The organism is Labedella phragmitis, assembly GCF_004078635.1.
GTDB classification, from domain to species: domain Bacteria; phylum Actinomycetota; class Actinomycetes; order Actinomycetales; family Microbacteriaceae; genus Labedella; species Labedella phragmitis.
This window is the reverse complement of sequence record NZ_RZNB01000002.1, coordinates 101,371-123,717: the sequence shown is the minus strand read 5'-3', so window position 1 is coordinate 123,717 and position 22,347 is coordinate 101,371. Positions and strand designations below refer to the sequence as shown.

The following is a 22,347-nucleotide window of genomic DNA, read 5'->3' as shown; positions in this document are numbered from 1 at the left end:
CCCGCGCAGTCCTCAGTTTTCAGTTCTCAGTTGTCACTGATCCTCACGCTCTCGGAAGGAGCACGCATGACCATCCCCACCACCGACATCGGCCGAGTCCTCATCACGGGCGGATCCTCCGGGCTCGGCGCCGCCGTCGTCCGAGCTGTCCGCGAGCACGGCGGGACGCCCATCGTGCTCGATCGAGCGGCGCCGTCCGACCCGGACGTCGAGTCGCACGAGGTGGACGTCTCGGACACGCGGGAGGTCGAACGACTCGTCGGCGAGATCGCGGAGGCGCACGGCGGGCTCGACGCCGTCGTGACCGCCGCGGGGATCGACAAGCCCGGTCGCCTCGACGACATCGATGGCGCAGCGTGGGAGAAGATCGTGCAGGTCAACCTCTTCGGGACCGTCGCGACCGTCCGGGCGGCCCTTCCCCACCTCGAGGCGAGCCACGGCCGCGTCATCACGGTGGCGTCGTCGCTCGCCCTCAAGGCGGTCTCGGACGCGACCGCCTATTGCGCCTCGAAGTTCGCCGTGCTCGGCTTCTCACGGTCGCTCGCGGCGGAGACCAAGGGACGCGTCGGCGTGACGACCCTCATCCCCTCGGGCATGAGGACGCGCTTCTTCGACGACCGCGACGCCCAGTACAAGCCGGGTGAGGACGCGAAGCTCAACGACCCCGAGTACGTCGCGAACGCCGTGATCTTCGCGCTCTCACAGCCTGCGGGGTGCGAGGTCCGCGAACTCGTCATCTGTCACGAGGAGGAAGACTCCTGGCCGTGAGGTCGAGGACGTCGGCGAGCACGGCGGCCGGATCGACTTCGTCGACGAACGAGTCGTCGTGCTCGCACCGTTCGGCTGTCCAGCCCACCTGGGTGACGTCGACGCCGCACACGGGACAGCGCGTCGTCCACGACAGATGAATGCGGTGCCGCTCGCGCCCGAACGGTGCGGCGTTGAGGGCGTTCCCGACCCAGAAGACGCCGACGGTGGGGGCGCCGACGGCCACCGCGAGGTGACGGGGGCCGCTGTCGTTGGCGAGGACGGCGTCCGCGATCGCGAGAAGACCGGCGGTCTCCCCGAGCGGCAGACGACCGGTGAGATCGACGACCATGTCCGGGTCCTGCCCGCGATCGCGCACACCGCTCACGATGGCCTGGGCGGCTTCCGCGTCGGTGTCGTCGCCGATCACAGCGACGCGAGCGCCCGTCGCCACGAGTGACGCCGTGACCTCCGCGAATCGCGTCGCGGGCCACCGCCGTCGCGGATCCGTCGCCCCCGGGTGCAGGACGATGCGGCCCCCCGGCGCGTCCGGCACGCACTCGCGAGCCGATGCGCGCTCCGCGCCCGTCGTCCGGATGCGGGGCTCGAGCGTCACGGGCTCGGCACCCGCGAGCCCCACGACCTCGAGAGCGCGCATGACCTCGTGCTGGTAGTACAGGTAGGAGATGCTGCGCTCGAGGTCCGCCGCATCCGGCGTCCGCGTCCCGATCGTGTGCCGCGCGCCCAGTCCGAGGAGCACCGGATTCGAGTTGCGCCCGCCGCCGTGGACCTGCACCGCGAGATCGAATCGGCGTGCCCGGAGGCGATCGAGGAACTCCGCCACGGTCTCGGACGGCTCGGCCTCCGGACGAGCCGGCGCGTCGCGGATCCCGGGCGCGACCGGCAGGATCTCGACGTCCGAGACGGGCGACGGCCGGCCCGCGAGCAGCGCACGATGGAGCGGCGTGCCGAGCAGGGTGATCCTCGCCTCGGGGTACGCGGCGGCGAGCGCCTCGATCGCCGGCACCGCGAAGAGGAGATCCCCGAGTCCGCCGCCGCGGAGGACCGCGATGCTCCTCACCCCGTCGAAACGTTCGCGCGTGCGTCCGACCTCGATCACCGTCCACCGTCCTTCCGTCCCGCTGTGTCCTTTCCCCGTCTCCCCCGGCCCGAAACCCGGACGGCTCGAGCAGCACTCGACTTCGCCCGACGGGGCATACCCGACCACTCGAGTGGGTATCGGTCCCTTGTGACCGGACGGAGGAGGACATGACCGTGGAGACGACGACCGAGGCCCCGACGATCGAGGAGAGCGAGATCGACGAGAGCGGGATCGACCCGGCGCCAAGCCGGCTGACGATCCTCGACCCGCGCACGGGCGCTCTCGTGGGAACCCTCGACGTACAGGACCCCGCAGCGGTCGGCGATGCGGTCGCGCGGGCCCGGGAGGCCTTCCCCGCGTGGCGGCGCACGCCGGCGGCCGAGCGCGGAGCGATGCTGCACGCCGCGGCCGACGCCCTCGAGGTTCGCGCCGACGAGGTCGCCCGGATCCAATCGAGCGAGACCGGCAAGGCCGTCGACGACGCTCACGGCGGGATCGCCGCGGCAGTGGGGACCCTCCGCCAGTACGCGGAACTCGGCCCCGTCCATCGAGGCCGCAGCCTGCAGGGCGGTATCGATGCCGTCGACCTCGCCGTCCACCGCCCGCGCGGCGTCGTCGCCGTGCTCACGCCGTGGAACGACCCCGTCGCCATCACGGCCGGTCTCGTCGGCGCCGCCCTCGCGACGGGCAACACGGTCGTGCACAAGCCGAGCGAGCGCTGTCCCCACACGGGAGCCCTCGTCAACGAGATCCTCGCGGCGTGCTTCCCCCTCGACGTGCTCATCCCCCTCGTGGGAGACGGTTCGACGGGCTCGGCTCTCGTCGCCCACCCCGAGGTCGACGTCGTCGCGCACGTCGGATCGTCCGTCACGGGCCGCGCCATCCACCTCGCGGCCGCCGCCCACGACGCACACGTGATCCGGGAGAACGGCGGCAACGACGCCCTCATCGTCGATGCCGGGGTCGATCCCGAGTGGGCAGCCGCTCAGGCCGCGATCGGAGCGTTCGCCAACGCCGGCCAGATCTGCACGTCCGTCGAGCGCATCTTCGTGCACCGCGCCGTCGCCGAGCCCTTCGTCGCGGCACTCGTGCGCGAAGCTGAGGCACTCACGGTGCCGGGGGTTCTCGGCCCCCTCGTGGACGAACGGTTGCGCCAGGGCGTGCACCATCACGTCGAGGCGGCTGTCGCGGCGGGAGCCCGAGCTCTGACCGGCGGGACCGTCCCGGACGGACCCGGCACGTTCTATCCCGCGACCGTGCTCGCCGACTGCACGCCGGATATGGCGGTGATGGCTGAGGAGACGTTCGGCCCGGTCGCCCCCGTCATGGTCGTCGACGACGTCGAGGAGGCGCTCGTCCGCGCGGCCGACGACCGCTACGGGCTCGCAGCCACGATCCTCACCGCCTCGATGGAGACGGCGCACCGCGCGATCGCCGAACTCGACGTCGGCACGATCAAGGTCAACGCCGTCTTCGGCGGTGCCCCGGGCGGCAGCGCGCAACCGCGGCGGGCGAGCGGAGCCGGTTTCGGTTACGGGCCGGAGCTCCTCGACGAGATGACGACGACGACCGTCGTGCACCTGGGGCTCCCCCGGACGGCGGTGACCTCATGAGCGACGAGCGCTCCGGTGCAGCAGCGACGCCCGCCGGGCCCGCGAGCGAGGAGCCGACTGTCGAGCGGCTGCCGGCGCTCATCCGCGAGAGCGCCCCGCTCGTCCTGGTCGTCGGCGACCTCCTGCTCGATCGGTGGTGGCGCGGAGGGAGCGCTCGGCTCAGCAGGGAGGCTCCCGCCCCCGTCGTCGACCTCGTGGACCGAACGGACGCGCCCGGTGGCGCCGCGAACACGGCCATGAACCTCGCCGCGCTCGGCGCTCGCGTCCGGCTCGTCGGCGCGGTCGGCGACGACGAATCCGGCGGACAGTTGTGCGCGACCCTGTCAGCGGCGGGCGTCGACGTGAGCGGCGTGATCCGTCGACCGGGGGGCTCGACCGTCACGAAGACGCGCATCATGGCGGACGATCAGGTCCTCGTGCGCGTCGACGACGGCGACCGCGGCCGGGCCTCGGCGGAGGAGGAAGGGCTGCTCGCCGACGCGATCGAGGCTGCGGTCGATGGCGCCCAGGCGCTCGTCGTCTGCGACTACGGCTCGGGCGTGCTGCACGGCGAGGTCGGCGGCCACCTCGAGTCGGTCGTGGCGGCGCGGCCGGGTCTCCTGACCGTCGTGGACGCCCACGATCTCGCGCGCTGGCGTTCCCTCTCCCCCGACATCGTCACGCCGAACGAGGCCGAGGCGGCCCTCCTCCTCCGGCACGCCCGATCCTGGCCGGGAGTCGGTCCGGACCGGATCGCATCCTTCGTGGCAGCGAGCGACGATCTCCTGACCCTGTCCGCTGCGACCACCGTCGTCGTGACGCTCGATCGGGACGGCACCGTGGCCATCGGGCGCGACTCGGAGCCCTTCGCGACCCTCGCGCACCCCGCCGCCGAGAAGTTCGCGTCGGGGGCCGGCGACACCTTCACGGCCGCGCTCACCGCCGCGGTCGCGTGCGGCGCCGCCATGCCCGTCGCGACGACGATCGCGCAGCACGCCGCCGACGTCGTGGTCGGACGGTTCGGTACCGCCGTGTGCTCGACGAGCGACCTCGAGGCGCGCGTCTCCCTCGACGGACCGGTCGCGGTCGACGCGGAGGACCTCGCGGCGATCGTCGCCGACGAGCGTCGCGACGGTCGCCGCGTCGTGTTCACGAACGGGTGCTTCGACGTCCTCCACCGGGGGCACACGAGTTACCTCCGGCAGGCGAAGGCCCTCGGCGATCTCCTCGTCGTCGCGATCAACAGCGACGAATCGGTCCGGCGGTTGAAGGGACCAGAACGCCCCATCAACCCGGCCGCCGACCGCGCGGCCGTGCTCGCCTCCCTCGAGTGCGTCGATCTCGTGACCGTCTTCGAGACCGACACCCCGATCCCCCTCCTCGAGCGGCTCGAACCCGACGTCTACGTGAAGGGCGGCGACTACAGCCCCGAGATGCTCGAGGAGACGACCGTCGTTCGGGCGTACGGCGGAGACGTGCGCATCGTCGACTACGTCTCCGCGCACTCGACCACGTCGATGGTCGAGCGCATCCGCTCCCGCCGGGAGGACCCGGTGCCGTGACGGGCGTCGAGGATCGAGGTGACCCGCTCGACCACCGGGCCCGTCGTCCCGTCCGGCGCTGGTCCGGCGACTGGGCGTCGCAAGAACCGCCGCCCTCCCCGGAGCTCGAGGTGCTCATCCCGACAGTCGGCCGGACGAGCGAGCTCGCCGTGACGCTCGCGGGTCTCGCCGCTCAGGACGATCCGGCCTTCGACGTGATCGTGAGCGACCAGTCGGAGACGTTCACGAGTGCGAACGAGCCGAGCGTCCAGGCGATGGTCCGGGTGCTCCGCGCGGAGGGGCACCGCGTCGACCTCGTGCATCGTCCCCGACGGCGCGGGCTCGCGGAGCAGCGCCAGTTCCTGCTCGAGAGGTCCTCGGCCCCCGCCGTCCTGTTCCTCGACGACGACGTCTGGACGGAGCCCGGCCTCCTCTCCCGCCTGCTCGACGCGTTGCGGTCGCTCCGGTGCGGTTTCGTCGGCTCGGCGGTGCAGGGACTCTCGTACCTCGACGACCGGAGGCCGCACGAGGTGACGACCTTCGAACCGTGGCCCGGGCGCGTGCTGCCGGAGAGCGTGCGCCCCGGCAACACCGAGCACGACCGGTGGCCGCTCCACAACGCCGCGAACCTCGCGCACATCGCCGCGACTCTCGGCGTCGACCGCGACGCGTGGGTGGCGTACAAGGTGGCGTGGGTCGGCGCATGCGTGCTCTACGACCGTGCAGCACTCATCGCCGCTGGGGGTTTCGACTTCTGGCCGGGACTTCCGGCTGAACACTCTGGAGAGGACGTCGCCGCCCAGTGGCGCGTCATGGAGCGCTTCGGCGGAGCCGGCATCGTCCCGAGCGGCGCCGTGCACCTCGAGGCGCCGACGACCATCCTCGAACGCCGCGTCGACGTCGCCAGAACGCTCTTCACGGACGCCGGAGCGCGTCCCGGGCGGACGCCGTCAAGCCCCTGACCTCGACCGGAACCGCGCCTAGCGTGGCCGACACGGGACCAGTCCGCGACCGGAACGGAGACAGCATGTCCGACACCAACACCCCACTGCCCTTCGAGGGCGACCCCGTCGTCGAGTCGCTCGGGATGGGCGGCGGCGCCGGGAACCCGCTCGACCCGGGCGGGGACGCGATCGATATCGGCGAGGACACCGAGATCGACGCCGCCGGGGACGGGGCTGAGGACGTGGGAGAGCGCACGGCCGACGAGGGTCGCATCCCCGTGTCGGGCAACGACGAACCGACCGACCCCGCGCCGGCGACGCAGGACAGCGCCGCGGCCGAGACGAACGGAATGCCGTGACCTCCGACGCCACCTCGACGGGAGAACCCGAGGAGGACCCGAGACCCCGAGCCTCGCGCGACTCCTCCGGCGCGACCGTCTCGGACGCCCTGGTCGAACGTCTCGGCGCCTGGGGCATCGACCGCGTCTTCGGGTACAGCGGCGACGGCATCAACGGCGTGCTGGCCGCCATCCGTCGCGCCGGAACGATCGAGTTCGTCCAGGCCCGCCATGAGGAGAACGCGGCGTTCATGGCGACCGGCCACGCGAAGTACGGCGGAGGCGTCGGCGTCATGCTCTCGACGCAGGGACCCGGCGCGATCCATCTGCTGAACGGCCTCTACGACGCCAAGCTCGACCACGTCCCCGTCGTCGCCATCATCGGACAGCAGCACTCGAGCGTGCTCGGGTCCGGTTACATGCAAGAGGTCGACCTCCAGGTCCTCTTCTCCGACGTCGCCGCCCAGTTCCTCTCGCTCGTCTCGTCGCCCGATCAGGTTCCGATGGTGATCGATCGCGCCTTCCGGTCCGCGCTCGCGACCCGGTCGCCCGCCGTCGTCATCGTGCCTCACGACGTGCAATCCTCCCCCGCGCCGCAGTTGCCGCACGAGCACGGCGTCATCGTCACCTCACCGCGGTTCACGCCGTCGAGGCCCCGGCCGGAGGCGTCGGAGCTCGATGCTGCCGCCGCGATCCTCGACGCGGGCGAGCGGATCGCCTTCCTCGTCGGACGCGGAGCGTCAGGCGCACGCGACGATGTCACCGCTCTCGCGGAACGGCTCGGCGCCGGCGTCACGACGAGCCTCCTCGGGAAACCGTTCGTCGACGAGCACCACGAGCTCGTGGCCGGCACGATGGGTCACCTCGGGACCGTGGCGAGCGGTCACGTGCTCACCGAGTGCGACACTCTCGTCATCGTCGGCTCCCACGACCCGTGGACGGAGTTCTACCCCGCCCCCGGTCAGGCCCGCGCGATCCAGATCGACACCGACGCCCGCGTGATCGGCGACCGCTACCCCGTCGAGGTCGGCCTCGTCGGCGACGCCGCCGAGACCCTGCAGGCCCTCATCGATCGGGTCGGCGAGAGGATCCGTCCGTGGACCACGACGGTGCGGGAGCACGTCGAGAACGGGCGACGAGTGAGTGCGGAACGTGCAGCCGTGCCCGCAGACCCCGTCAACCCGGAGGCCGTCGTCCGCGCCCTCGACGAGCGGTTGCCCGCCGACGCCCTCGTCGCCATCGACGTGGGGAGCCCCGTCTACTGGTACGCCCGCCAGTTGCATCTTCCGCGCGGCGTGGACGCGCACCTTTCGGGGACCCTCGCGAGCATGGGATGCGGTGTGCCCTACGGGCTTGCCGCCAAACTGCTCACGCCCGAGCGCCCGATCGTCGTCCTCGCGGGCGACGGCGGGATGCAGATGACGGGACTGACGGAACTCGCGACGATCGCCTCCCGCTGGCCGACCTGGTCGGACCCGCGCTTCGTGATCGCGGTGTTCGACAATCACGACCTCGCCGAGGTGAGCTGGGAGCAGCGCGAGATGGAGGGAGAACCCCGATTCCGAGCGAGTCAGGCGCTCCCCTCCGTGCCGTTCGCCGATGTCGCGAACCTGCTGGGTCTCGGCGGCGAGTGCGTCTCGACGCCGGAAGCCCTCGACGGAGCATGGGAGCGCGCCTTCGCGGCGGACCGTCCGTACGTCCTCGACATCCGGACCGATCCGGCCGTTCCCCTCATCCCTCCGCTGTCTCAAGCGGGCGAGAAGCTCGAGGGGATGCGCCGATCGCTCGAGGCCGAGCGCGCGGCCGGCGGGGAGCACGCGGAGCGCGCCCTCCGCCTCCTCGAAACCTATGCCGGGATCGAGCTCGGCACCTGAGCCCCGCCGTGTGGGCTCCCCGCCCGGGAGTCCACGCGGCGGACCACTGGAAGAACGAGAGAAAGGACGACAATGACCGCTCCCAACCCCATCCAGGTGCAGAAGTACCTCGGCGGCATCGACTACCCCGCATCGAAGGACGACATCGTGTCGGCCGCGGAGAGCTCGGGGGCCGACGACGACGTCCTCGAGGCGCTCCGGTCGATCCCCGACCAGGAGTACGACGCGCCGACGGCCGTCAGCAGCGCCGTCTCGGACGCCGGCTGACCCCGGCCCGCCTCGTCGCGACACCGCCGCCGTTCCGCCCGCTCGGGCGGGACGGCGTCGTCGTCGGGCGGCGCGGATTCTCAGCCGGTCGACGTATGGTTCGAGCATGATCTCCGCTCGATTGTCGCGCATCGCCGCGTCCTGGAGATCGCACCTCCTCACCACGTTCTCGGGCGACGGCGACGGTCGGCCGCACTGGGTCGACGCGATCGCGGAGGGGGACGACGAGGGCTACTTCGGTCCGGGTTCCGCGAGCTGGGCCGTGCACGGCGGCATCCCGACGCTCGTCGCCGGTATCCGCGCCCTGCTCGTCCAGACCCTCCACCCGGGAGCCATGGCGGGCGTCCACGATTGGTCGCGGTACCGCGAGGATCCGCTCGGGCGACTCTCGGGCACGATCCAGTGGCTCGTGACCGTGACGTTCGCCGACACAGCCGTCGCCAGACGGGAGTCGGCCCGCGTCGGGCGCTTCCACTCCCGCGTCGCCGGAACGTACGTCGATGCCGCGGGGACCGAGCGCCCCTACTCCGCCGGCGATCCCGAACTGCTCTCCTGGGTGCACATCGTCTTCACCGACGCGTTCCTGTCGTGCCACGAGCTCTGGGGCGGCCGCATCCCGGGCGGTGCCGACGCCTACGTCCGCGAGTGGGCGACGGCCGGCGAACTGGTCGGCGTCGTCGACCCGCCGAGATCGGAACGGGAGCTCCGCGACGGGCTCCGAGCGTTCCGCCCCGTCATGAAGACGGACGAGCGCGTCACCGAGGCCGTGAGTTTCATCCGCCGTCCGCCGCTCCGGCCGTCGATGATGCCCGCGTACCACATCCTCTTCGCGGGCGCTGTCGCGTCGCTCCCGCGCGAGTACCGCCGGCTCCTGGGTCTCCGGCGCTCGCCGCTGCCCGTCGTGACCGCGACACGCGTCGTGTTGTGGCTCGTCGCGCGGGTGCTCGGCAGCTCGTCGACCTCGGAGGACGCCGCTCGCGCGCGCATCGCCCGCTTGCGCGCCGCGGGCGCCCGACCCGCCTGACCACCGCCCCGCCCTCCGGCCCGCCCTCCGGCCGCGCACGCCTCCGCCGCGCTTCAGCCGCGCTTCAGTGCGGGTCCGCGATGATGGGACGACCGACGGAAAGGGAGGCTCGCGTGCGCGTACTCGTCGTGGACGATGAACGACGGCTCGCCGAGGGCGTCAGGCTCGGTCTCGAGGCCGAGGGCTTCGCCGTCGACACCGCGGACAACGGCGTCGACGGGCTCTGGTTCGCTCGCGAGAACTCCTACGACGTCATCGTGCTCGACATCATGATGCCGGGCATGTCGGGTTACCGTGTGTGCCAGACCCTCCGCGAGGAGGAGGACTGGACCCCCGTCATCATGCTGACGGCGAAGGACGGCGACTGGGACCAGATCGAGGCCCTCGACACGGGAGCCGACGACTACCTCACGAAGCCGTTCTCCTTCGCCGTCCTCGTCGCGCGCATCCGTGCGCTCGTGCGCCGCGGGGCGCGCGACCGCCCGACGGTTCTCGAGGCTGGCGACCTGAGCCTCGACCCGGCGTCGCGGCGGGTGCGACGAGGGGCGATCGAGATCGACCTCACGAGTCGCGAGTTCGCGGTGCTCGAGTTTCTCCTCCGCCGCCGCGGGGAGGTCGTGACGAAGCGCGACGTCCTCGGCAATGTGTGGGACGACGACTTCGAGGGCGACCCCAACATCGTCGAGGTCTACGTCCGGCACCTCCGCAACAAGGTCGACCGCCCGTTCGGTCGGGAGGCGATCGAGACGGTGCGTGGCGCGGGCTACCGGCTCGACGCGCAGGGCGGGTGACGAGCGTGCGCCTCGTGCTCTCCTCCGTCCGCGCGCGTGCGACGATCGCCGCGGCCGCCGTCGTCGCCGTGGCCCTCGTGATCGGGTCCATCGCCTTCATCGCGCTGCTCACCCGATCCGTCGTCGACAGCGTCGGCGGGGCCGCTCAGCAGGACCTCGCGCAGTACGCCCAGCTCCTCGAGGACGGCACGAGCGTCGACCTGTCGGAGGACGACGACGATCGGGTCGTCTGCCTCCTGTCGACGACGGGGTCCGTCCTCGACGGCTCCGACGCCTGCCGAGACGCCCGTGCCTCCGCGGCGCTCGCGACCGTCGAACCCGGCGGTGATGCGACCGTCGTCTCGATCGACGGAGCCCGCTTCGTAGCGGTCGCGGAGGACGGGGTGTCCGTTGAGGACCGGGGCGGGTCGACGCGAGGGGACGACGATGATGACGATGACGACGTGGACGGCGCGGATACGGGTCACGTCGACGACGCGACGCTCGTCGTCGCATCGGGTCTCGAGGAGGCGGACGACGCGGTCTCGGTCGCCTCCCTCCTCCTCGTCATCGCGGTTCCCGTGCTCGTCGCGTTCGTCGCACTCGTGACGTCCGTGGTCGTCGGGCGCGCCTTGCGGCCCGTCGACGCGATCCGCCGCCGCGTCGACGGGATCAGCGCGTCCGACCTGTCCGAGCGCGTCCCCGAGCCCGCGACCCACGACGAGATCGAGGCCCTCGCGCGCACGATGAACGCCATGCTCGAGCGCCTCGACTCGTCCCAGCGGTCGCAACGACGGTTCGTGTCAGACGCCTCGCACGAGCTGCGCTCCCCGCTCGCTGTGCTGCGTCAGTTCTCCGAGGTCGCGGAAGCGCACCCAGACAGGGTGCCGACGGCCGAGCTCGCGGCCACCGTGCGCGCCGAGGGCGCCCGTATGCAGGACATCGTCGAGTCCCTGCTCCTGCTGACCCGGCTCGACGAGCGGGGTCGCGGCGAACGCGTCGAGGCCGTCGACCTCGACGACGTCCTCATCGCCGAGGCACGACGCGTGCGCGCGTCCGGGCACGTCGCCGTCGACACGACGGGCATCGAGGGTGCTCGCGTGTCCGGGGACCCTGCCCTCCTCGCGCGTGCCGTCCGCAACATCGTCGACAACGCCGTCCGGCACGCGACGTCGCGCATCGCGCTCTCGCTGCGGGTCGAGGCCGGCACGGCCGTCGTGCACGTGGACGACGACGGTTCGGGCATCCCGCAGGCCGACCGGTCGCGCGTCTTCGAGCGCTTCGTCCGGCTCGACGAGGCGCGCAGTCGCGATGCCGGAGGCAGCGGGCTGGGGCTCGCGATCGTCGCGCACATCGTCGCGGTGTCCGGCGGCACCGTGGCGGCCGACGCCTCGCCTCTCGGGGGCGCCCGCCTCACCCTGCGCCTCCCCGCCATCGACGGCCCCTAACCTGGGACGGTGACTCCCCAGACCGTGTCCGTCGCCGTCGAGAGACCCGACCGCCCGGACGTCCTCGCCCTGCTCGACGAGCACCTCTCGGACATGTTCGCGACCTCGCCGGCCGAGAGCGTGCACGCTCTCGACCACGGCGCGCTGGGACGCGCCGACATCACCTTCTACACGGCGCGCGACGGCGACGGCGCCCTGCTCGGCTGCGGTGCCCTCGCCGAACGCGGTCCGGTGGACGGGGAGATCAAATCCATGCGGACGACCGCAGCGGCACGCGGGCGGGGTGTCGCGAGCACCATCCTCACCGCGATCCTCACGGCCGCACGGGAACGCGGATATAGCGAGGTCCGACTCGAGACGGGCGCCGAGGACTACTTCGCGGCGGCCCGTCGCCTCTACGCCCGGCACGGCTTCACGGAGTGTCCGCCGTTCGCCCCGTACGTCGAGGACCCGCACAGCGTCTTCATGCGGCTCGCCCTCTCCGACTGAACCGACTCGACGCCGCGCTCGCCGTCAGAACGTGAGGGAGGCCTCGTCCTCCACGGAGAGCGTCAGGACGGCCGAGCCGATCGCCGGAATCTCCTCGATCCTCCGCTCGAGCGTCCGGAGTCTGAGGGCGATGCCGCTCTCGCGGTCGTCGCCCGCGAGGTCCACGGCCGCGACGAGCGACAACCGTTCGGGACCGATGAACTCGAGATGGAGGTACGTGATCCGCTCGATCTCCGGCAGCTCGAGGAGCGCGGTGCCGACCCGCTCGCGCACCTCCGACGGCGGTACGACGCCGACGAGGAACCGTCGGTTCCGACCGATGAGGACGATCGCGACCACGCCGAGGAGGACACCGATCGCGATCGAACCGATCGCGTCGAAGACCGCGCTCCCCGTGATCTCGTGGAGTGCGATGCCCGTCGCGGCGAGCACGAGCCCGATGAGCGCGGCGGCGTCCTCCGCGATGACCGCGCGCAAGGTGGAGTTCGAGCCGTTGAGCGCGAAGTCGACGGCCGACCGCCCGAGCCGTCGAGCGTCCCTGCGCACCTGGACGATGGACTGGACGAACGACGCGCCCTCCAGGACGAACGCGACAGCGAGGACGATGTAGGCGATGAGGAAGTCGCTCGCCGGCTCGGGCTCGAGCAACTCCTGGACGCCATGGGTCACGGACACGACGGCGCCGGCCGTGAAGAGTCCGACCGCGGCGAAGAGCGACCAGACGTACGACTCCCGGCCGTACCCGAGCGGGTGACCGGCGTCGCTCGGTTTCGCGGCCTTGCGATCGGCGACGATGAGGAAGATCTCGTTGCCGGCATCCGCCCACGAGTGTGCTGCCTCCGCGAGCATCGACGCCGAGCCCGTGAGGAGCGCCGCGATGGATTTCGCGATGGCCACGAGGACGTTGGCGACGAACGCGACGACGACGGCGATGGACTTCTTCGGTGGCTCCGGCGACGGAGCGGGGACGGCCGATGACGCGCTCATGCATCGACGCTATACCCACCTGAACGCGCGTTCAGGTGGCTTCAGGGGCGGTTCAGCACCACCACGGCACCATCGACTCATGACCACGAACTCCGACTCCCCCGAGAACCGCCCCAGCCCTCCGACGCCGGCACGACGCCCATCGCGTCGTCGGGCTCCACACCTTCGAACGCCGAGCCGGTCGAGGGCACCCCGACCGCCGGCGCCGCTCAGCACAACGCCACTGCGCACGCGTCCGCCGCTCCTGCGACGCCCCCGCGCCGCCGCCGGGTGAGCAAGCGCACCCTCTGGATCGGCGGCGCCGTCGCCGGTGTGCTCGCCCTCGGCGGCGCGGGCATCGCGATCGCCGACGAGCTGAACGACGGCGGAGACGCCCTCGACGACGCGACGCGCGACCGTGTGGCCGCAGCGGCGACCGCGTACACGAAGGGCGGCGAGCTCATCGACGCTGAACGCGACGACGACGGCGGCTACGACGCCGAGGTCCGGCTCGACGAGGGCACCGAGGTCGACGTGCAGCTCGATGACGACTTCACCGTGCTCCCCGGTGCGAGTGAGACCGCCGACGGCGGCCGGTCCGACGACGCGGACGACCGCACGGACGACGAGGACACGAGCGGTCGCGGCTCCGGCGATCAGGGCGCCGACTCGCGGAACTCCACCGACGCCGACGACGTCCCGCCCACTGCCGACGAGACGGCTCGGGCATCCGACGCCGCTCTCGCCGAGACCGGCGAGGGAGAGGTCGTCGACGTCGACCGCAGCGACGACCGCGACCACGCCTTCGAGGTCGAGATCCGCCTCGCCGACGGTTCCGAGGTCGACGTCCACCTCGACGCCGACTTCACCGTCGTCAGCAGCACTCCCTCCGACTGACCACGAGAGGCGGGCCACCCGACGAACGCCCCGCCGAGCGCTGAGCTCGACGGGGCGTTCGTCGTCCACCGCGAACGGGCCGCGTCACTCGGGCCGCGCGTAGACCGCGAGCCCCCCGGGAACGATGCGCAGACGAGCTGAATAGTCCGACCGGGCGAGCTCCTCCTCCACCTCTCCGTCGCGACCGAAGGCCGCGAGGTCCGCTTCCGTCGACCGAACACGGATCTCCACGCTCTCGGCCGTGAACATCGTCGTCGCGCTCCTCAACGGCAGCACCCTCAGCGCGCGGAGGACGGCGCTCGTCTTCCGACCGAAAGCGAGAGACGCGATCGCGTGGAGCCGCGAGCGCGCGTGCAGGATGCGCACGTCGAGCTCTCCGCCCTCCAGGCGCAAGCGGCGCATCGGGGCGACGGTGTGCGAGAAGTTGGGATCGACGCCCACGAAGACGCTCCACACCCGCATGTCCTCGCCGTCGACCGATACCTCGAGCGGTTCGGCGTGCCGCAGGACGCGCCAGAGCGCGACGACACCCGCCGCCCACTTGCCGAGGCGCTTCTCGAGCTTCTCCCGCTCCACCACGAGAGCCGGGTAGACGCCGACGGATCCGGCGTTCAGGACCGTCACGGGATCGCGGTCGTCGAAGGCCACCTCGGCGACGTCGGCGGTCACGCCAGATCCGACCTGGACGGCGTCGATCGCCTCGTCGACCGACTCGATCCCCGTCGCGCGCACGAAGTGGTTGAAGGTGCCGCCGGGGAAGGCCGCGAAGGGGATGTCGTCGGCGCGGATGCGATCCGCCACCGTCGCCACCGTCCCGTCGCCGCCGCACACACCGATCGCGAGGGGTCGCGGATCCGCGGCCGCCGCCTCGTCGACGAGGCGCGCGAGGTCCTCGTCACCGCTCAGGACGTGGACGCGGGCGTCCGGCAGGCGCCGGCGGATGATCTCCTCGGGATCGGCGCGCACGACGCTCTTCCCGGAACCCGGGTTGAGGAAGACCACGAGTCCCTCGCCCGTCGCGAGCGCGGGCAGCTCGACGCGGATTCCGGGCGTCGGCCCGCCGCGTTCGTTCTTCGGGCGCATCGGCAGCGCGAGCCGCCCCAGAAGCGCGACGGCCGCGCCGATCGCGACTCCGCCCACGACGTCCGAGAGCCAGTGCGCCCCGACGTGCACGCGCGAATACGCGACGCCGGCGGCGAGCGGCGCGACCACGGCGGCGGAGCGCGGTGACTCGAGGGCGACGCCCGTCGCGAAGGCGGCGGCGCTCGCCGAGTGGCCGGATGGGAACGACGGCGAGGTCGGCGGCGTCCGGAGGCGCCGACCGACGGGGATGTCGTCGAGCAGCGGTCGGTCTCCACCGAAGACGCGCTTGCCCACGAGATTCGCGATCATGCTCGCGACCGTCAGGGACGCGACGCCGCGCAATGCCGCCCGTCGGCTGCCGACCACGGCGAGGACCGCTGCGATCGCGAACCAGAGCATTCCGCGATCCGCCGCACGACTCAGCGCGACGAGCGCCGAATCGGCCGCGGGGTGGGTCCGTCGGCGATTGACGCGGCGTCCCGCCGCGGCGTCGACACGACGGACCCAACGAGGCAGATGCCGGAGACGCCGGATCGCGACGATCGGCTGACGCCACCTGCTGGGCGTCGTCATCCGGTCACCTGTGCACGCATGCCTCGAACGTTACCCGTCGACGCGGGAATCGTCCTCGCCCTCGGCCTGCGAGGGGTGTCCGAGCTCCTCGTCGCCGGCGTTCTGCGGCTCCGGCGACTCCGCGTCCGTGTCCTCACCCTCTGCTTGCGACGGCTTGTCGAGCGCGGGGTCGTACTCCTCGTCGGAACCGGTCGTGGGGGTCGATTCGGTCATGTGCCGCTCCTTGTCGTGGTGTCTCGGTGAACGTCTCCCACGCTACGCGGGGCGCTCCCCCACGCACCACGGGGTTGCGCGTCACGCGCCGGCGGGAGGGTCGACGAGCAGACCGACTCGATCGTCCAGGTAGTCGCGGAGCGGTGTCGGGATCGCGGAGCCCTGCCCCCAGCGGACGACGGGCACCCCGTCCACCACGACGATCGGTCCCGACGATGCCCGCAACGAGGCGTCGTCGAGATCGAGTGCGCGCCACCCGAAGTTGACGGTCTCACCCTCGGGGAATCGGCCGCGCGCCGCGGCGGCGCGATACTCGGCGCGGTCCCGCGCGGATTCGGACGTGTAGCCGCGCCGGCCCGGGTCGACGGCGCGCGTCGTCGATCCCGTCGCGAAGGCCGCTCCGTCGGCGTCGATCAGGAGGACGCCGAGGCGCCACGCACGACCGACGGGCACCATGACGGGTTCCCGGGGGACGAGGAACCGACGACGTCGGCCGATGTATTCCGCGAGCGCCTCGTCGCGAGCGCCCGCCGCCGTGAGCCGGGCCGCAGCCTCCCCCAGGAGCGCTCGCACGATATCGCCGACGTCGACGCCGTCCGGCCGCGCCGACGGTTCCGCGGGGTCGAGATCCATTCCCCCATCATGCCGACCGGCGGCCCCAGCCGCTCCCTCTTGCGGATGCTCTCGTGCTCCTGACCGCCGGGGCGGGTACTCGCGGGACCGGACGGCGCGTCCTGCGCGGATACGATGGGACGGCACCACGACGGAAGGGCTCGAATGACCATCACGGCCGCGGCGGACGGATCGGCGCTCGGCAACCCGGGGCCGGCGGGGTGGGCCTGGTACGTCGACGACGACAACTGGGCGGCGGGCGGGTGGAAGCACGCGACCAACAACCAGGGCGAGCTCATGGCCGTCCTCGACCTGTTCCGGTCGACGGCGCACCTCCCCGACGACCTCCACATCCTGTGCGACAGCCAATACGTCATCAATTGTGTGACCAAGTGGATGCCGGGCTGGAAGAAGAAGGGCTGGCGGAAGGGTGACGGCAAACCCGTCATGAACGTCGACCTCCTCCGGGAGATCGACGAGGCGATCGTCGGGCGCTCCTATCGCTTCGAGTGGGTGCGCGGGCACGTCGGGCACGTGCTCAACGAGGCAGCCGACACACGCGCTCGCGCGGTCGCCGAGGCGTTCCAGCGGGGCACGGCGGTGCCGACGGGGCCGGGGCTCACGCTCGGCGGCGCGGCCGCGGGCGCGCGTCCGTCGAGCCGAGTGGAGCCGACCTCGTCCGAGCGGACGGTGACCTCGTCTCCGTCGGCCTGTCCGACGCGCACCACAGGCGGGGACGCGGATCGATCGCTTCGTGCGGAGGCCCCCAGCCTGTTCAGTTTCGACGACCTCCCGGACGACGGGACTGCGGGCAGGGAACTCACGGGCAGGGAACTCACGCTCACCCTGACCGACGCCGACTACGCGCGGCTCGTCGAGCGCGCGCGTCGAGCGGGACGGACGCCGGAGCAACTGCTCCGCGACCTCATCTGACGGGCGGTCCCTCGGTCGAGGTCGTGATCCGACCGCGACCGAACGGCAGCCACGGCGCGACGTACACGACGTGTGTCGTGCCGGCTGGAACCCGGGCCTCGGCAGCGCCGTACCGCCAGATCCTGTTGAACAGGTAGATCGCAACGCCGGTGTCTCCGGCGGGCAGCTGCCATGTCCCGACACCCCACTGTGCAGGCTGGCCCCGGCCATCGACGACGACGGTGGGACGCACGCCGAGGTGGAGCGACAGCCGCGGTCGCACGAGGTCGAGGACGACGCGGTGCGGCGCCGGGTCCGCGCGGCTCATCGAGCGGCCACCGGTGCCCGGCCGACGGCGTACCGGAAGACGTTGGCCAGGAGATAGCCGCCGTCCGGACGCCGGAACGGGGCGGCAGCGGCGAGGACGACGCCGCTGTCGTCGGAATGGGGGTCCTCGTCGAGGAGCACGCCGCGGAGAAGCGCGTCGTCGTCGGCAGGTTCCCACGGCACGTCCACCACCCCGGCTTCCACGAGCCCGAGCCCGGCGTCCTCGAGAACGGCCTCGAGCCCGCCCGGAAGGCGCAGGTCGCCGTCGGGCGGCGTTTCGTCGCCGGATGCTGCGGCGAGGGCGCTCTCGATCGCGTCGAGGTCGTTGAGCACCCGGTCGGCCCAGTTCGCGATCGCGATCACACCTCCGGGTCGGACGACGCGGAGCGCCTCGGCGATGGCAGCCGACGTGTCGTCGGCGTACTGCAGCGCGTTGACGGCCGTCACGACGTCGAAGGTCGCGTCGGGCCACGGCACGGACTGCCACGAGCCCTCTCGCACCTCCGCCTCGGGAGCACGTCGACGTGCCCGATCGACCATTCCGGCGGCCGGGTCGAGCCCTGCCGCTCGGGCGCCGCGTTCCCCGAGCGCGGCCAGCAGCTCACCGCTTCCGCACCCCACGTCGAGCACCCGGGCGCCGGCCTCCACGCCGCATGCCTCGAGGAGGCGGAGGTGGACGGGGCGGGGGATGCTCCCCCACGAGTGCGACCACTCCTCCGCGATCTCGGACCAGTCCTCAGCGTCGCTCATCGGCGCATCCTCGGACGCCCGTTCCCCACGTCCGATCGATCAACGGTTACTGTCCCCGACCCGTCTTCGCCTGCAGACGCTCGATGTGCTCGGAGGCCTCGGCCTTCGTGAGGTCGGCGGAGATCTCCTCGCCTGCCTCGCGGGCGAGCGTGTCGAGGTAGCTGCGCTGGGCACCCGTCATCGGCTCGTCTCCGGTCACCCAGTCCTCCGGGTCCTTCACCGCCGTGTCGCCGCTCGCACCACCGAGCGTCTCGTCGCCGAGCGCGTCTCCGTGGGTCGTGGCGTCGGGTGCGCCGGCCGAGCCGCTGTCGTTGCCCGGGTTGGTGTTGCCGGGGTCGGGCTCGTTGTGGGGCTGCGTGTCGTTGCCCGGGTTGGTGTTGCCCGGATCCGGCGTCGCCGTGGCCTCGGTGTCGTTCCCGGGATTCGTGTTGCCCGGGTCGGCCGCGTCGGTGGTGGCGTCGACGGGATTGTTGTTCTCGGGGACCGTGTTCTCGTTGCTCATGGTGGTGACGCTACTCCGCACCACCGACGACGAGGAGGGGTTGCGTGCTCAGCTCGACCGGCGTGCGAGGATCTGCTCCGCCCGCGTCGCGTACTCGGCCTCGACCTGCAGTTCGTAGCGGCCGGCCTGCAGGCTCTGCACGGACGTGAAGTCGCGACGTCCGCCCGTGGCGACGTGACCGAGGAAACCGAAGAGGGCGCCCCACAGCGCGCCGAGGGCCAGCGCGGTGAGGATGATCCCGATCCAGACGACACCGGGGACGAAGAGGCTGAAGAGGAGTCCGGCGAGGAGGCCGAACCAGGCTCCACCGGCGAGGCCCCGGAGGGCGGCCGTGCCCTTCGTGAGTCGACCGGAGACGTCCTCGACGGTTCGGACGTCGAAGCCGACGATCGACACCCGCTCGACCGGGAACTCCTGATCGGAGAGGAAGTCGACCGCCGCCTGGGCGTCGAGGTACGCGGTGAAGCTCGCCACGGTCCTCTTCCAGGCGGGGTCGAGGGGCTGTCCCGTCGTGCCGCCGAATACGGGGGCGCCGGGGGTGCCGGACGGATCTGCGTTGGACATGATGCGACTCCTTCGATGAGCGGTGCTGTCGGCGGATGGTGGCGCGCAGTCGGTCAGACCTCTTGAGGGATGAGGATCCAGAGGACGACGTAGATGATGAGCTGCGTCCCCGGCAGGATGAAGCTCAGCAGGGTGAGGACGCGAACCGTTGTCGGGTTCCACTGGTAGCGATTGGCGATGGCGGCGCAGACACCGGCGATGACGCGGCCGCGACCGCGGCGGGGACGGACGAGATTCATGGCCACAGCCTGACAGACCCTACCTCCGCCTTCCAGGGGGTGGACCCCCGTATCCGCACTCGAACACCTGACCTCGCACTCCTCGCCGCCGGAACCGACGAGCACGACCACTGCGCGCCGACCTGGGGTACTGCGGTCACGTGGCGCCGACAGCCCACCTGACCGGTTGGCCCTCTGGATCATCGGGTCGACGTCGTCGCGCCATCCGGTTGCGCACACGCCGCCGCGGGGTCAGGCTGGAGAGGTGGAGCCGAGCCGACGAAGGAGGACGAGCGCATGACCGACCGATCCGATCGACCTGACCGTGAAGCCACGCCCGCCGATCTGCCCGGACCGGGCGACACCATCGACCCCGACGCGCATCCCGCTCACCTCGAGGAGTGGCGCAGTGATGCCGTCCCCCCGTCGGACGTCGACGAGGAGGCCATCATCGACGAGGATTCGCCCGCGACGATCCAGACGGACCGCGGGGACACGATCGTCGTCCCCGACGAGGACCGCCCCGTCGACCTGGCCGACGACGGGCTCGCCGACGACGCGCTCGTCGACGACGGGTTCACCGACGAGGAATCCATCGAGGACGGCTTCGTCGAGGAGCAGTGAACGTCGAGGAGCAGTGAACGCCGAGGAGCAGTGAACGCCGAGCAGCAGCGGCCGAACAGAGAACGCCGGGCGGTGAGCACCCGCCTCCCGCCCATCACAGTTCCGGTGGCGCCCCTTGGAGCTCGATGCTGATCTGCGCGGCGTCGAGAGTCGCAAGAGCGGTGTCGAGGGTCTCGGCATCGAACGTACCGTCATCGCGGGCATCGAGGAGGGCCTCGCGCTGAGCCGTCACGACGGCGAGGGCGACGGCGCGGACGCGGGCGTGTCGCTCGACGCGCTCGCGTTCCGCGGCCCCGCCGGCGAGGGCATCCGTCTCCTCGACCTCCGGAGACAAGGCGCCGTCGTCATCCCGGGCGCGATCATCCACAGCGCGATCGTCGACGGCGCCGTACTCCGACAGCGACCGCTCCCCCGCACCGATGTCGGCCTCGGGACGACGAACGGCGGGTACGCCGTTCTCCTCGCGTACGCGATGCGCCACGTCCGCGAGCATCGCGAGGAGTTGAGCGCGTTCGGCGCGTTGCGATTCCGGATCGGGCCCAGCGGGCCGCAGCCGCTTCACGACGAAGCCGAGAGTCCCGCCCTGAACGAGGAGCGACGCCGCCGCGACGATGAAGGCCACCAGCACGAGCAGTGAGCGGTTCGGAGTGTCCGCCGGCAGGGTCTGGGCCGCCGCGAGGGTGATCGCGCCGCGCATTCCCGCCCACACGAGCACGCCACCCTCACGCCAGCCGAGTGGTGCCGTGAGGTAGTAGTCGAAATCGGCGAGCAGCCGCCGCATCCGGATCCGCGTCCGATGCACGCGGTCCGGTACCGCGTCCTGATGGAAAGGCCAGTCGACCGGTTCGCCCGATTCGCCGATGCGTTCGTTGAACGCCTCGATGCGCGGCTTGATCCGCTCCCTGCGCAACCGCCGGCGACGCAAGTAGCCGAGCAGCGGCGCGATCACCGCCGCTCGGACGAGGAGCGTGAGCAGGAGCGCCCCGAGGGCGACGAAGACGGCGTTGTGGACGCCCTCGTGCGCGCGCTCGACGTCCTCCATGAGGGCGGACAGCTCGAGCCCCATGATGAGGAAGATCGCACCCTCGAGCACGAGTTCGACCGTGCGCCAGTTCTGCGCATCGGAGGCGCGGTGTTGCGGGGGCAGGCGCCGCGCACCGCCGTGGCCCGTGATGAGCCCCGCGACCACCGCCGCGACGAGACCGGACGCGCCGAACTCCTCGGCCGGGATCGAGGCGAGGAACGGGACGGCGAAGGAGATGGCCGTGTTGACGGTGGGATCGGTGACCCGCTGACGCACCCACAGGTTCGCGTGTCCCACGACGAAGCCGATGACCACGGCGACCGCGACGGCGTAGGCGAACTGCCCGACAACCTCCCAGAACGACAGGGCCGCGGCCGTCGCCGCGACCGCCGAGCGGAGCAGGACGAGAGCCGTCGCGTCATTGAGCAGGCTCTCCCCCTCGAGCACGGAGACGACCCGACCACCGACGCCGAGTCTCTTGACGATCGACGTGGCGACCGCGTCCGTGGGGCTCACGATCGCCCCGAGCGCGATCCCCCACCACAGACCGAGTCCCGGGATCGCCCACGAGAAGAAGAACCCGAGCACGACGGCCGAGATCACGACGAGGACGATCGAGAGACCCCCGATCGCGTTGAGCTCGCGCCGGAAGTTCATCGCGGGCATCGACACCGCCGCCGAGTAGAGCAGCGGCGGCAGGATGCCCGCGAGGATCCACTCCGGGTCGACCTCGAAGTCCGGCAGGATCGGCGTGAAGCTCACGGCGATCCCGAGCACGACGAGGATGAGCGGCGACGCGATCCGGAGCTTCGGGCCGAGCGCCGTCGCCGCGGCGATGACGAGGAGCGCGGCCACCCCGACGATGAGGATCTCCATGGGTCCTTCCGGGACGGGCGGTCAGGGGGCGCAGACGCGGACGGGCGGCCGATCGAGGACCGGCCGCCCG

23 protein-coding genes and 2 pseudogenes are annotated in these 22,347 nt (G+C 71.8%); 14 read left to right on the top strand and 11 right to left on the bottom strand.

All coding sequences use genetic code 11. The features are described from left to right. Positions 1-66 precede the first annotated feature (66 nt). Complete coding sequence (locus ELQ90_RS05290) at positions 67-768, top strand: SDR family oxidoreductase (protein ID WP_128494243.1); 702 nt, start codon at positions 67-69, stop codon at positions 766-768. On the opposite strand, the gene ELQ90_RS05285 is transcribed toward ELQ90_RS05290, so the two are convergent. Further along, complete coding sequence (locus ELQ90_RS05285) at positions 734-1,867, bottom strand: glycosyltransferase family 9 protein (RefSeq protein ID WP_128494242.1); 1,134 nt, start codon at positions 1,865-1,867, stop codon at positions 734-736. The genes ELQ90_RS05290 and ELQ90_RS05285 overlap by 35 nt on opposite strands. Positions 1,868-2,016: 149 nt before the next feature. On the opposite strand from ELQ90_RS05285, the gene ELQ90_RS05280 reads away from it, so the two are divergent. The 10 genes from ELQ90_RS05280 to ELQ90_RS05235 all read left to right on the top strand — a co-directional run bounded on the left by ELQ90_RS05280 (position 2,017) and on the right by ELQ90_RS05235 (position 12,136). After that, on the top strand, positions 2,017-3,462 hold the full coding sequence (locus tag ELQ90_RS05280; RefSeq protein WP_128494241.1) for an aldehyde dehydrogenase family protein: 1,446 nt from the start codon (positions 2,017-2,019) through the stop codon (positions 3,460-3,462). Then, positions 3,459-5,003, top strand: coding sequence for a D-glycero-beta-D-manno-heptose 1-phosphate adenylyltransferase (gene rfaE2 / locus ELQ90_RS05275; RefSeq protein WP_128494240.1), 1,545 nt, complete (start codon positions 3,459-3,461; stop codon positions 5,001-5,003). Before ELQ90_RS05280 ends, rfaE2 begins: the two co-directional genes overlap by 4 nt. Further along, positions 5,000-5,944 carry a glycosyltransferase family 2 protein gene (locus ELQ90_RS05270; RefSeq protein ID WP_128494239.1) on the top strand — a complete coding sequence of 315 codons (945 nt, stop codon included), beginning with the start codon at positions 5,000-5,002 and terminating at the stop codon, positions 5,942-5,944. Before rfaE2 ends, ELQ90_RS05270 begins: the two co-directional genes overlap by 4 nt. 65 nt (positions 5,945-6,009) lie before the next feature. Continuing rightward, positions 6,010-6,285: a hypothetical protein gene (locus tag ELQ90_RS05265; RefSeq protein ID WP_128494238.1), complete on the top strand. Its 276-nt coding sequence runs from the start codon at positions 6,010-6,012 to the stop codon at positions 6,283-6,285. 89 nt (positions 6,286-6,374) lie between these two features. Next, a complete protein-coding gene (locus ELQ90_RS05260) occupies positions 6,375-8,138 on the top strand; it encodes a thiamine pyrophosphate-requiring protein (RefSeq protein WP_243696064.1) in 1,764 nt (587 codons plus the stop codon). A gap of 72 nt (positions 8,139-8,210) precedes the next feature. Continuing rightward, on the top strand, positions 8,211-8,405 hold the full coding sequence (locus ELQ90_RS05255; protein ID WP_128494236.1) for a DUF2795 domain-containing protein: 195 nt from the start codon (positions 8,211-8,213) through the stop codon (positions 8,403-8,405). Between the two features lie 106 nt (positions 8,406-8,511). Then, a complete protein-coding gene (locus tag ELQ90_RS05250; RefSeq protein WP_128494235.1) occupies positions 8,512-9,429 on the top strand; it encodes an oxygenase MpaB family protein in 918 nt (305 codons plus the stop codon). 113 nt (positions 9,430-9,542) lie between these two features. Then, positions 9,543-10,220, top strand: a complete 678-nt coding sequence (locus ELQ90_RS05245) for a response regulator transcription factor (protein WP_128494234.1) — start codon at positions 9,543-9,545, stop codon at positions 10,218-10,220. Then, complete coding sequence (locus ELQ90_RS05240; RefSeq protein ID WP_243696025.1) at positions 10,217-11,647, top strand: sensor histidine kinase; 1,431 nt, start codon at positions 10,217-10,219, stop codon at positions 11,645-11,647. Before ELQ90_RS05245 ends, ELQ90_RS05240 begins: the two co-directional genes overlap by 4 nt. 9 nt (positions 11,648-11,656) lie before the next feature. Beyond that, positions 11,657-12,136 carry a GNAT family N-acetyltransferase gene (locus ELQ90_RS05235; RefSeq protein WP_243696024.1) on the top strand — a complete coding sequence of 160 codons (480 nt, stop codon included), beginning with the start codon at positions 11,657-11,659 and terminating at the stop codon, positions 12,134-12,136. Positions 12,137-12,160: 24 nt separating this feature from the next. Here ELQ90_RS05235 and ELQ90_RS05230 read toward each other — a convergent pair whose 3' ends face one another. After that, positions 12,161-13,123 (bottom strand): cation diffusion facilitator family transporter, encoded by a 963-nt coding sequence (locus ELQ90_RS05230; RefSeq protein ID WP_128494233.1) that lies wholly within the window; start codon positions 13,121-13,123, stop codon positions 12,161-12,163. Positions 13,124-13,393: 270 nt separating this feature from the next. On the opposite strand from ELQ90_RS05230, the gene ELQ90_RS05225 reads away from it, so the two are divergent. Beyond that, positions 13,394-13,999 (top strand): PepSY domain-containing protein, encoded by a 606-nt coding sequence (locus ELQ90_RS05225; protein WP_128494232.1) that lies wholly within the window; start codon positions 13,394-13,396, stop codon positions 13,997-13,999. A gap of 84 nt (positions 14,000-14,083) precedes the next feature. On the opposite strand, the gene ELQ90_RS05220 is transcribed toward ELQ90_RS05225, so the two are convergent. The 3 genes from ELQ90_RS05220 to ELQ90_RS05210 all read right to left on the bottom strand — a co-directional run bounded on the left by ELQ90_RS05220 (position 14,084) and on the right by ELQ90_RS05210 (position 16,501). Then, the gene (locus ELQ90_RS05220) at positions 14,084-15,655 is read right to left on the bottom strand and encodes a bifunctional phosphatase PAP2/diacylglycerol kinase family protein (protein ID WP_128494231.1); all 1,572 of its coding nucleotides are present in this window, start codon (positions 15,653-15,655) and stop codon (positions 14,084-14,086) included. A 30-nt stretch (positions 15,656-15,685) separates the two neighbouring features. Beyond that, positions 15,686-15,868 (bottom strand): hypothetical protein, encoded by a 183-nt coding sequence (locus ELQ90_RS05215; RefSeq protein WP_128494230.1) that lies wholly within the window; start codon positions 15,866-15,868, stop codon positions 15,686-15,688. Between the two features lie 81 nt (positions 15,869-15,949). Beyond that, on the bottom strand, positions 15,950-16,501 hold the full coding sequence (locus ELQ90_RS05210; protein ID WP_128494229.1) for a hypothetical protein: 552 nt from the start codon (positions 16,499-16,501) through the stop codon (positions 15,950-15,952). A gap of 144 nt (positions 16,502-16,645) precedes the next feature. Between ELQ90_RS05210 and ELQ90_RS16915 the strand changes: the two are divergent. Then, a pseudogene (locus tag ELQ90_RS16915) lies at positions 16,646-17,101 on the top strand (ribonuclease H family protein); the annotation flags it as partial. Positions 17,102-17,405: 304 nt separating this feature from the next. Here ELQ90_RS16915 and ELQ90_RS05200 read toward each other — a convergent pair. The 5 genes and pseudogenes from ELQ90_RS05200 to ELQ90_RS05180 all read right to left on the bottom strand — a co-directional run bounded on the left by ELQ90_RS05200 (position 17,406) and on the right by ELQ90_RS05180 (position 19,774). Next, the gene (locus ELQ90_RS05200; protein ID WP_128494227.1) at positions 17,406-17,720 is read right to left on the bottom strand and encodes a hypothetical protein; all 315 of its coding nucleotides are present in this window, start codon (positions 17,718-17,720) and stop codon (positions 17,406-17,408) included. Continuing rightward, positions 17,717-18,469, bottom strand: a complete 753-nt coding sequence (locus tag ELQ90_RS05195; protein WP_128494226.1) for a class I SAM-dependent methyltransferase — start codon at positions 18,467-18,469, stop codon at positions 17,717-17,719. The genes ELQ90_RS05200 and ELQ90_RS05195 overlap by 4 nt, the downstream gene beginning before the upstream one ends. Positions 18,470-18,515: 46 nt before the next feature. Then, positions 18,516-18,722 (bottom strand): annotated as a pseudogene (locus tag ELQ90_RS05190) (DUF3072 domain-containing protein); the annotation flags it as partial. Between the two features lie 297 nt (positions 18,723-19,019). After that, a complete protein-coding gene (locus tag ELQ90_RS05185; protein ID WP_243696023.1) occupies positions 19,020-19,535 on the bottom strand; it encodes a YflT domain-containing protein in 516 nt (171 codons plus the stop codon). A 53-nt stretch (positions 19,536-19,588) separates the two neighbouring features. Continuing rightward, positions 19,589-19,774: a PspC domain-containing protein gene (locus ELQ90_RS05180; RefSeq protein WP_208020575.1), complete on the bottom strand. Its 186-nt coding sequence runs from the start codon at positions 19,772-19,774 to the stop codon at positions 19,589-19,591. Positions 19,775-20,050: 276 nt separating this feature from the next. On the opposite strand from ELQ90_RS05180, the gene ELQ90_RS05175 reads away from it, so the two are divergent. Beyond that, positions 20,051-20,377 (top strand): hypothetical protein, encoded by a 327-nt coding sequence (locus tag ELQ90_RS05175; protein ID WP_128494224.1) that lies wholly within the window; start codon positions 20,051-20,053, stop codon positions 20,375-20,377. Between the two features lie 94 nt (positions 20,378-20,471). Here ELQ90_RS05175 and ELQ90_RS05170 read toward each other — a convergent pair whose 3' ends face one another. After that, positions 20,472-22,277: a cation:proton antiporter gene (locus tag ELQ90_RS05170; RefSeq protein WP_128494223.1), complete on the bottom strand. Its 1,806-nt coding sequence runs from the start codon at positions 22,275-22,277 to the stop codon at positions 20,472-20,474. Between the last annotated feature and the right edge of the window lie 70 nt (positions 22,278-22,347).

What these genes read in the sequence shown, in the direction of transcription:
- ELQ90_RS05290 (WP_128494243.1), top strand. Translation starts at nt 67, where the DNA reads ATGACCATCCCCACCACCGACATCGGCCGAGTCCTCATCACGGGCGGA.
- ELQ90_RS05280 (WP_128494241.1), top strand. Translation starts at nt 2,017, where the DNA reads ATGACCGTGGAGACGACGACCGAGGCCCCGACGATCGAGGAGAGCGAG.
- rfaE2 (WP_128494240.1), top strand. Translation starts at nt 3,459, where the DNA reads ATGAGCGACGAGCGCTCCGGTGCAGCAGCGACGCCCGCCGGGCCCGCG.
- ELQ90_RS05265 (WP_128494238.1), top strand. Translation starts at nt 6,010, where the DNA reads ATGTCCGACACCAACACCCCACTGCCCTTCGAGGGCGACCCCGTCGTC.
- ELQ90_RS05255 (WP_128494236.1), top strand. Translation starts at nt 8,211, where the DNA reads ATGACCGCTCCCAACCCCATCCAGGTGCAGAAGTACCTCGGCGGCATC.
- ELQ90_RS05250 (WP_128494235.1), top strand. Translation starts at nt 8,512, where the DNA reads ATGATCTCCGCTCGATTGTCGCGCATCGCCGCGTCCTGGAGATCGCAC.
- ELQ90_RS05230 (WP_128494233.1), bottom strand. Translation starts at nt 13,123, where the DNA reads ATGAGCGCGTCATCGGCCGTCCCCGCTCCGTCGCCGGAGCCACCGAAG.
- ELQ90_RS05220 (WP_128494231.1), bottom strand. Translation starts at nt 15,655, where the DNA reads ATGACGACGCCCAGCAGGTGGCGTCAGCCGATCGTCGCGATCCGGCGT.
- ELQ90_RS05215 (WP_128494230.1), bottom strand. Translation starts at nt 15,868, where the DNA reads ATGACCGAATCGACCCCCACGACCGGTTCCGACGAGGAGTACGACCCC.
- ELQ90_RS05210 (WP_128494229.1), bottom strand. Translation starts at nt 16,501, where the DNA reads ATGGATCTCGACCCCGCGGAACCGTCGGCGCGGCCGGACGGCGTCGAC.
- ELQ90_RS05200 (WP_128494227.1), bottom strand. Translation starts at nt 17,720, where the DNA reads ATGAGCCGCGCGGACCCGGCGCCGCACCGCGTCGTCCTCGACCTCGTG.
- ELQ90_RS05195 (WP_128494226.1), bottom strand. Translation starts at nt 18,469, where the DNA reads ATGAGCGACGCTGAGGACTGGTCCGAGATCGCGGAGGAGTGGTCGCAC.
- ELQ90_RS05185 (WP_243696023.1), bottom strand. Translation starts at nt 19,535, where the DNA reads ATGTCCAACGCAGATCCGTCCGGCACCCCCGGCGCCCCCGTATTCGGC.
- ELQ90_RS05180 (WP_208020575.1), bottom strand. Translation starts at nt 19,774, where the DNA reads ATGAATCTCGTCCGTCCCCGCCGCGGTCGCGGCCGCGTCATCGCCGGT.
- ELQ90_RS05175 (WP_128494224.1), top strand. Translation starts at nt 20,051, where the DNA reads ATGACCGACCGATCCGATCGACCTGACCGTGAAGCCACGCCCGCCGAT.
- ELQ90_RS05170 (WP_128494223.1), bottom strand. Translation starts at nt 22,277, where the DNA reads ATGGAGATCCTCATCGTCGGGGTGGCCGCGCTCCTCGTCATCGCCGCG.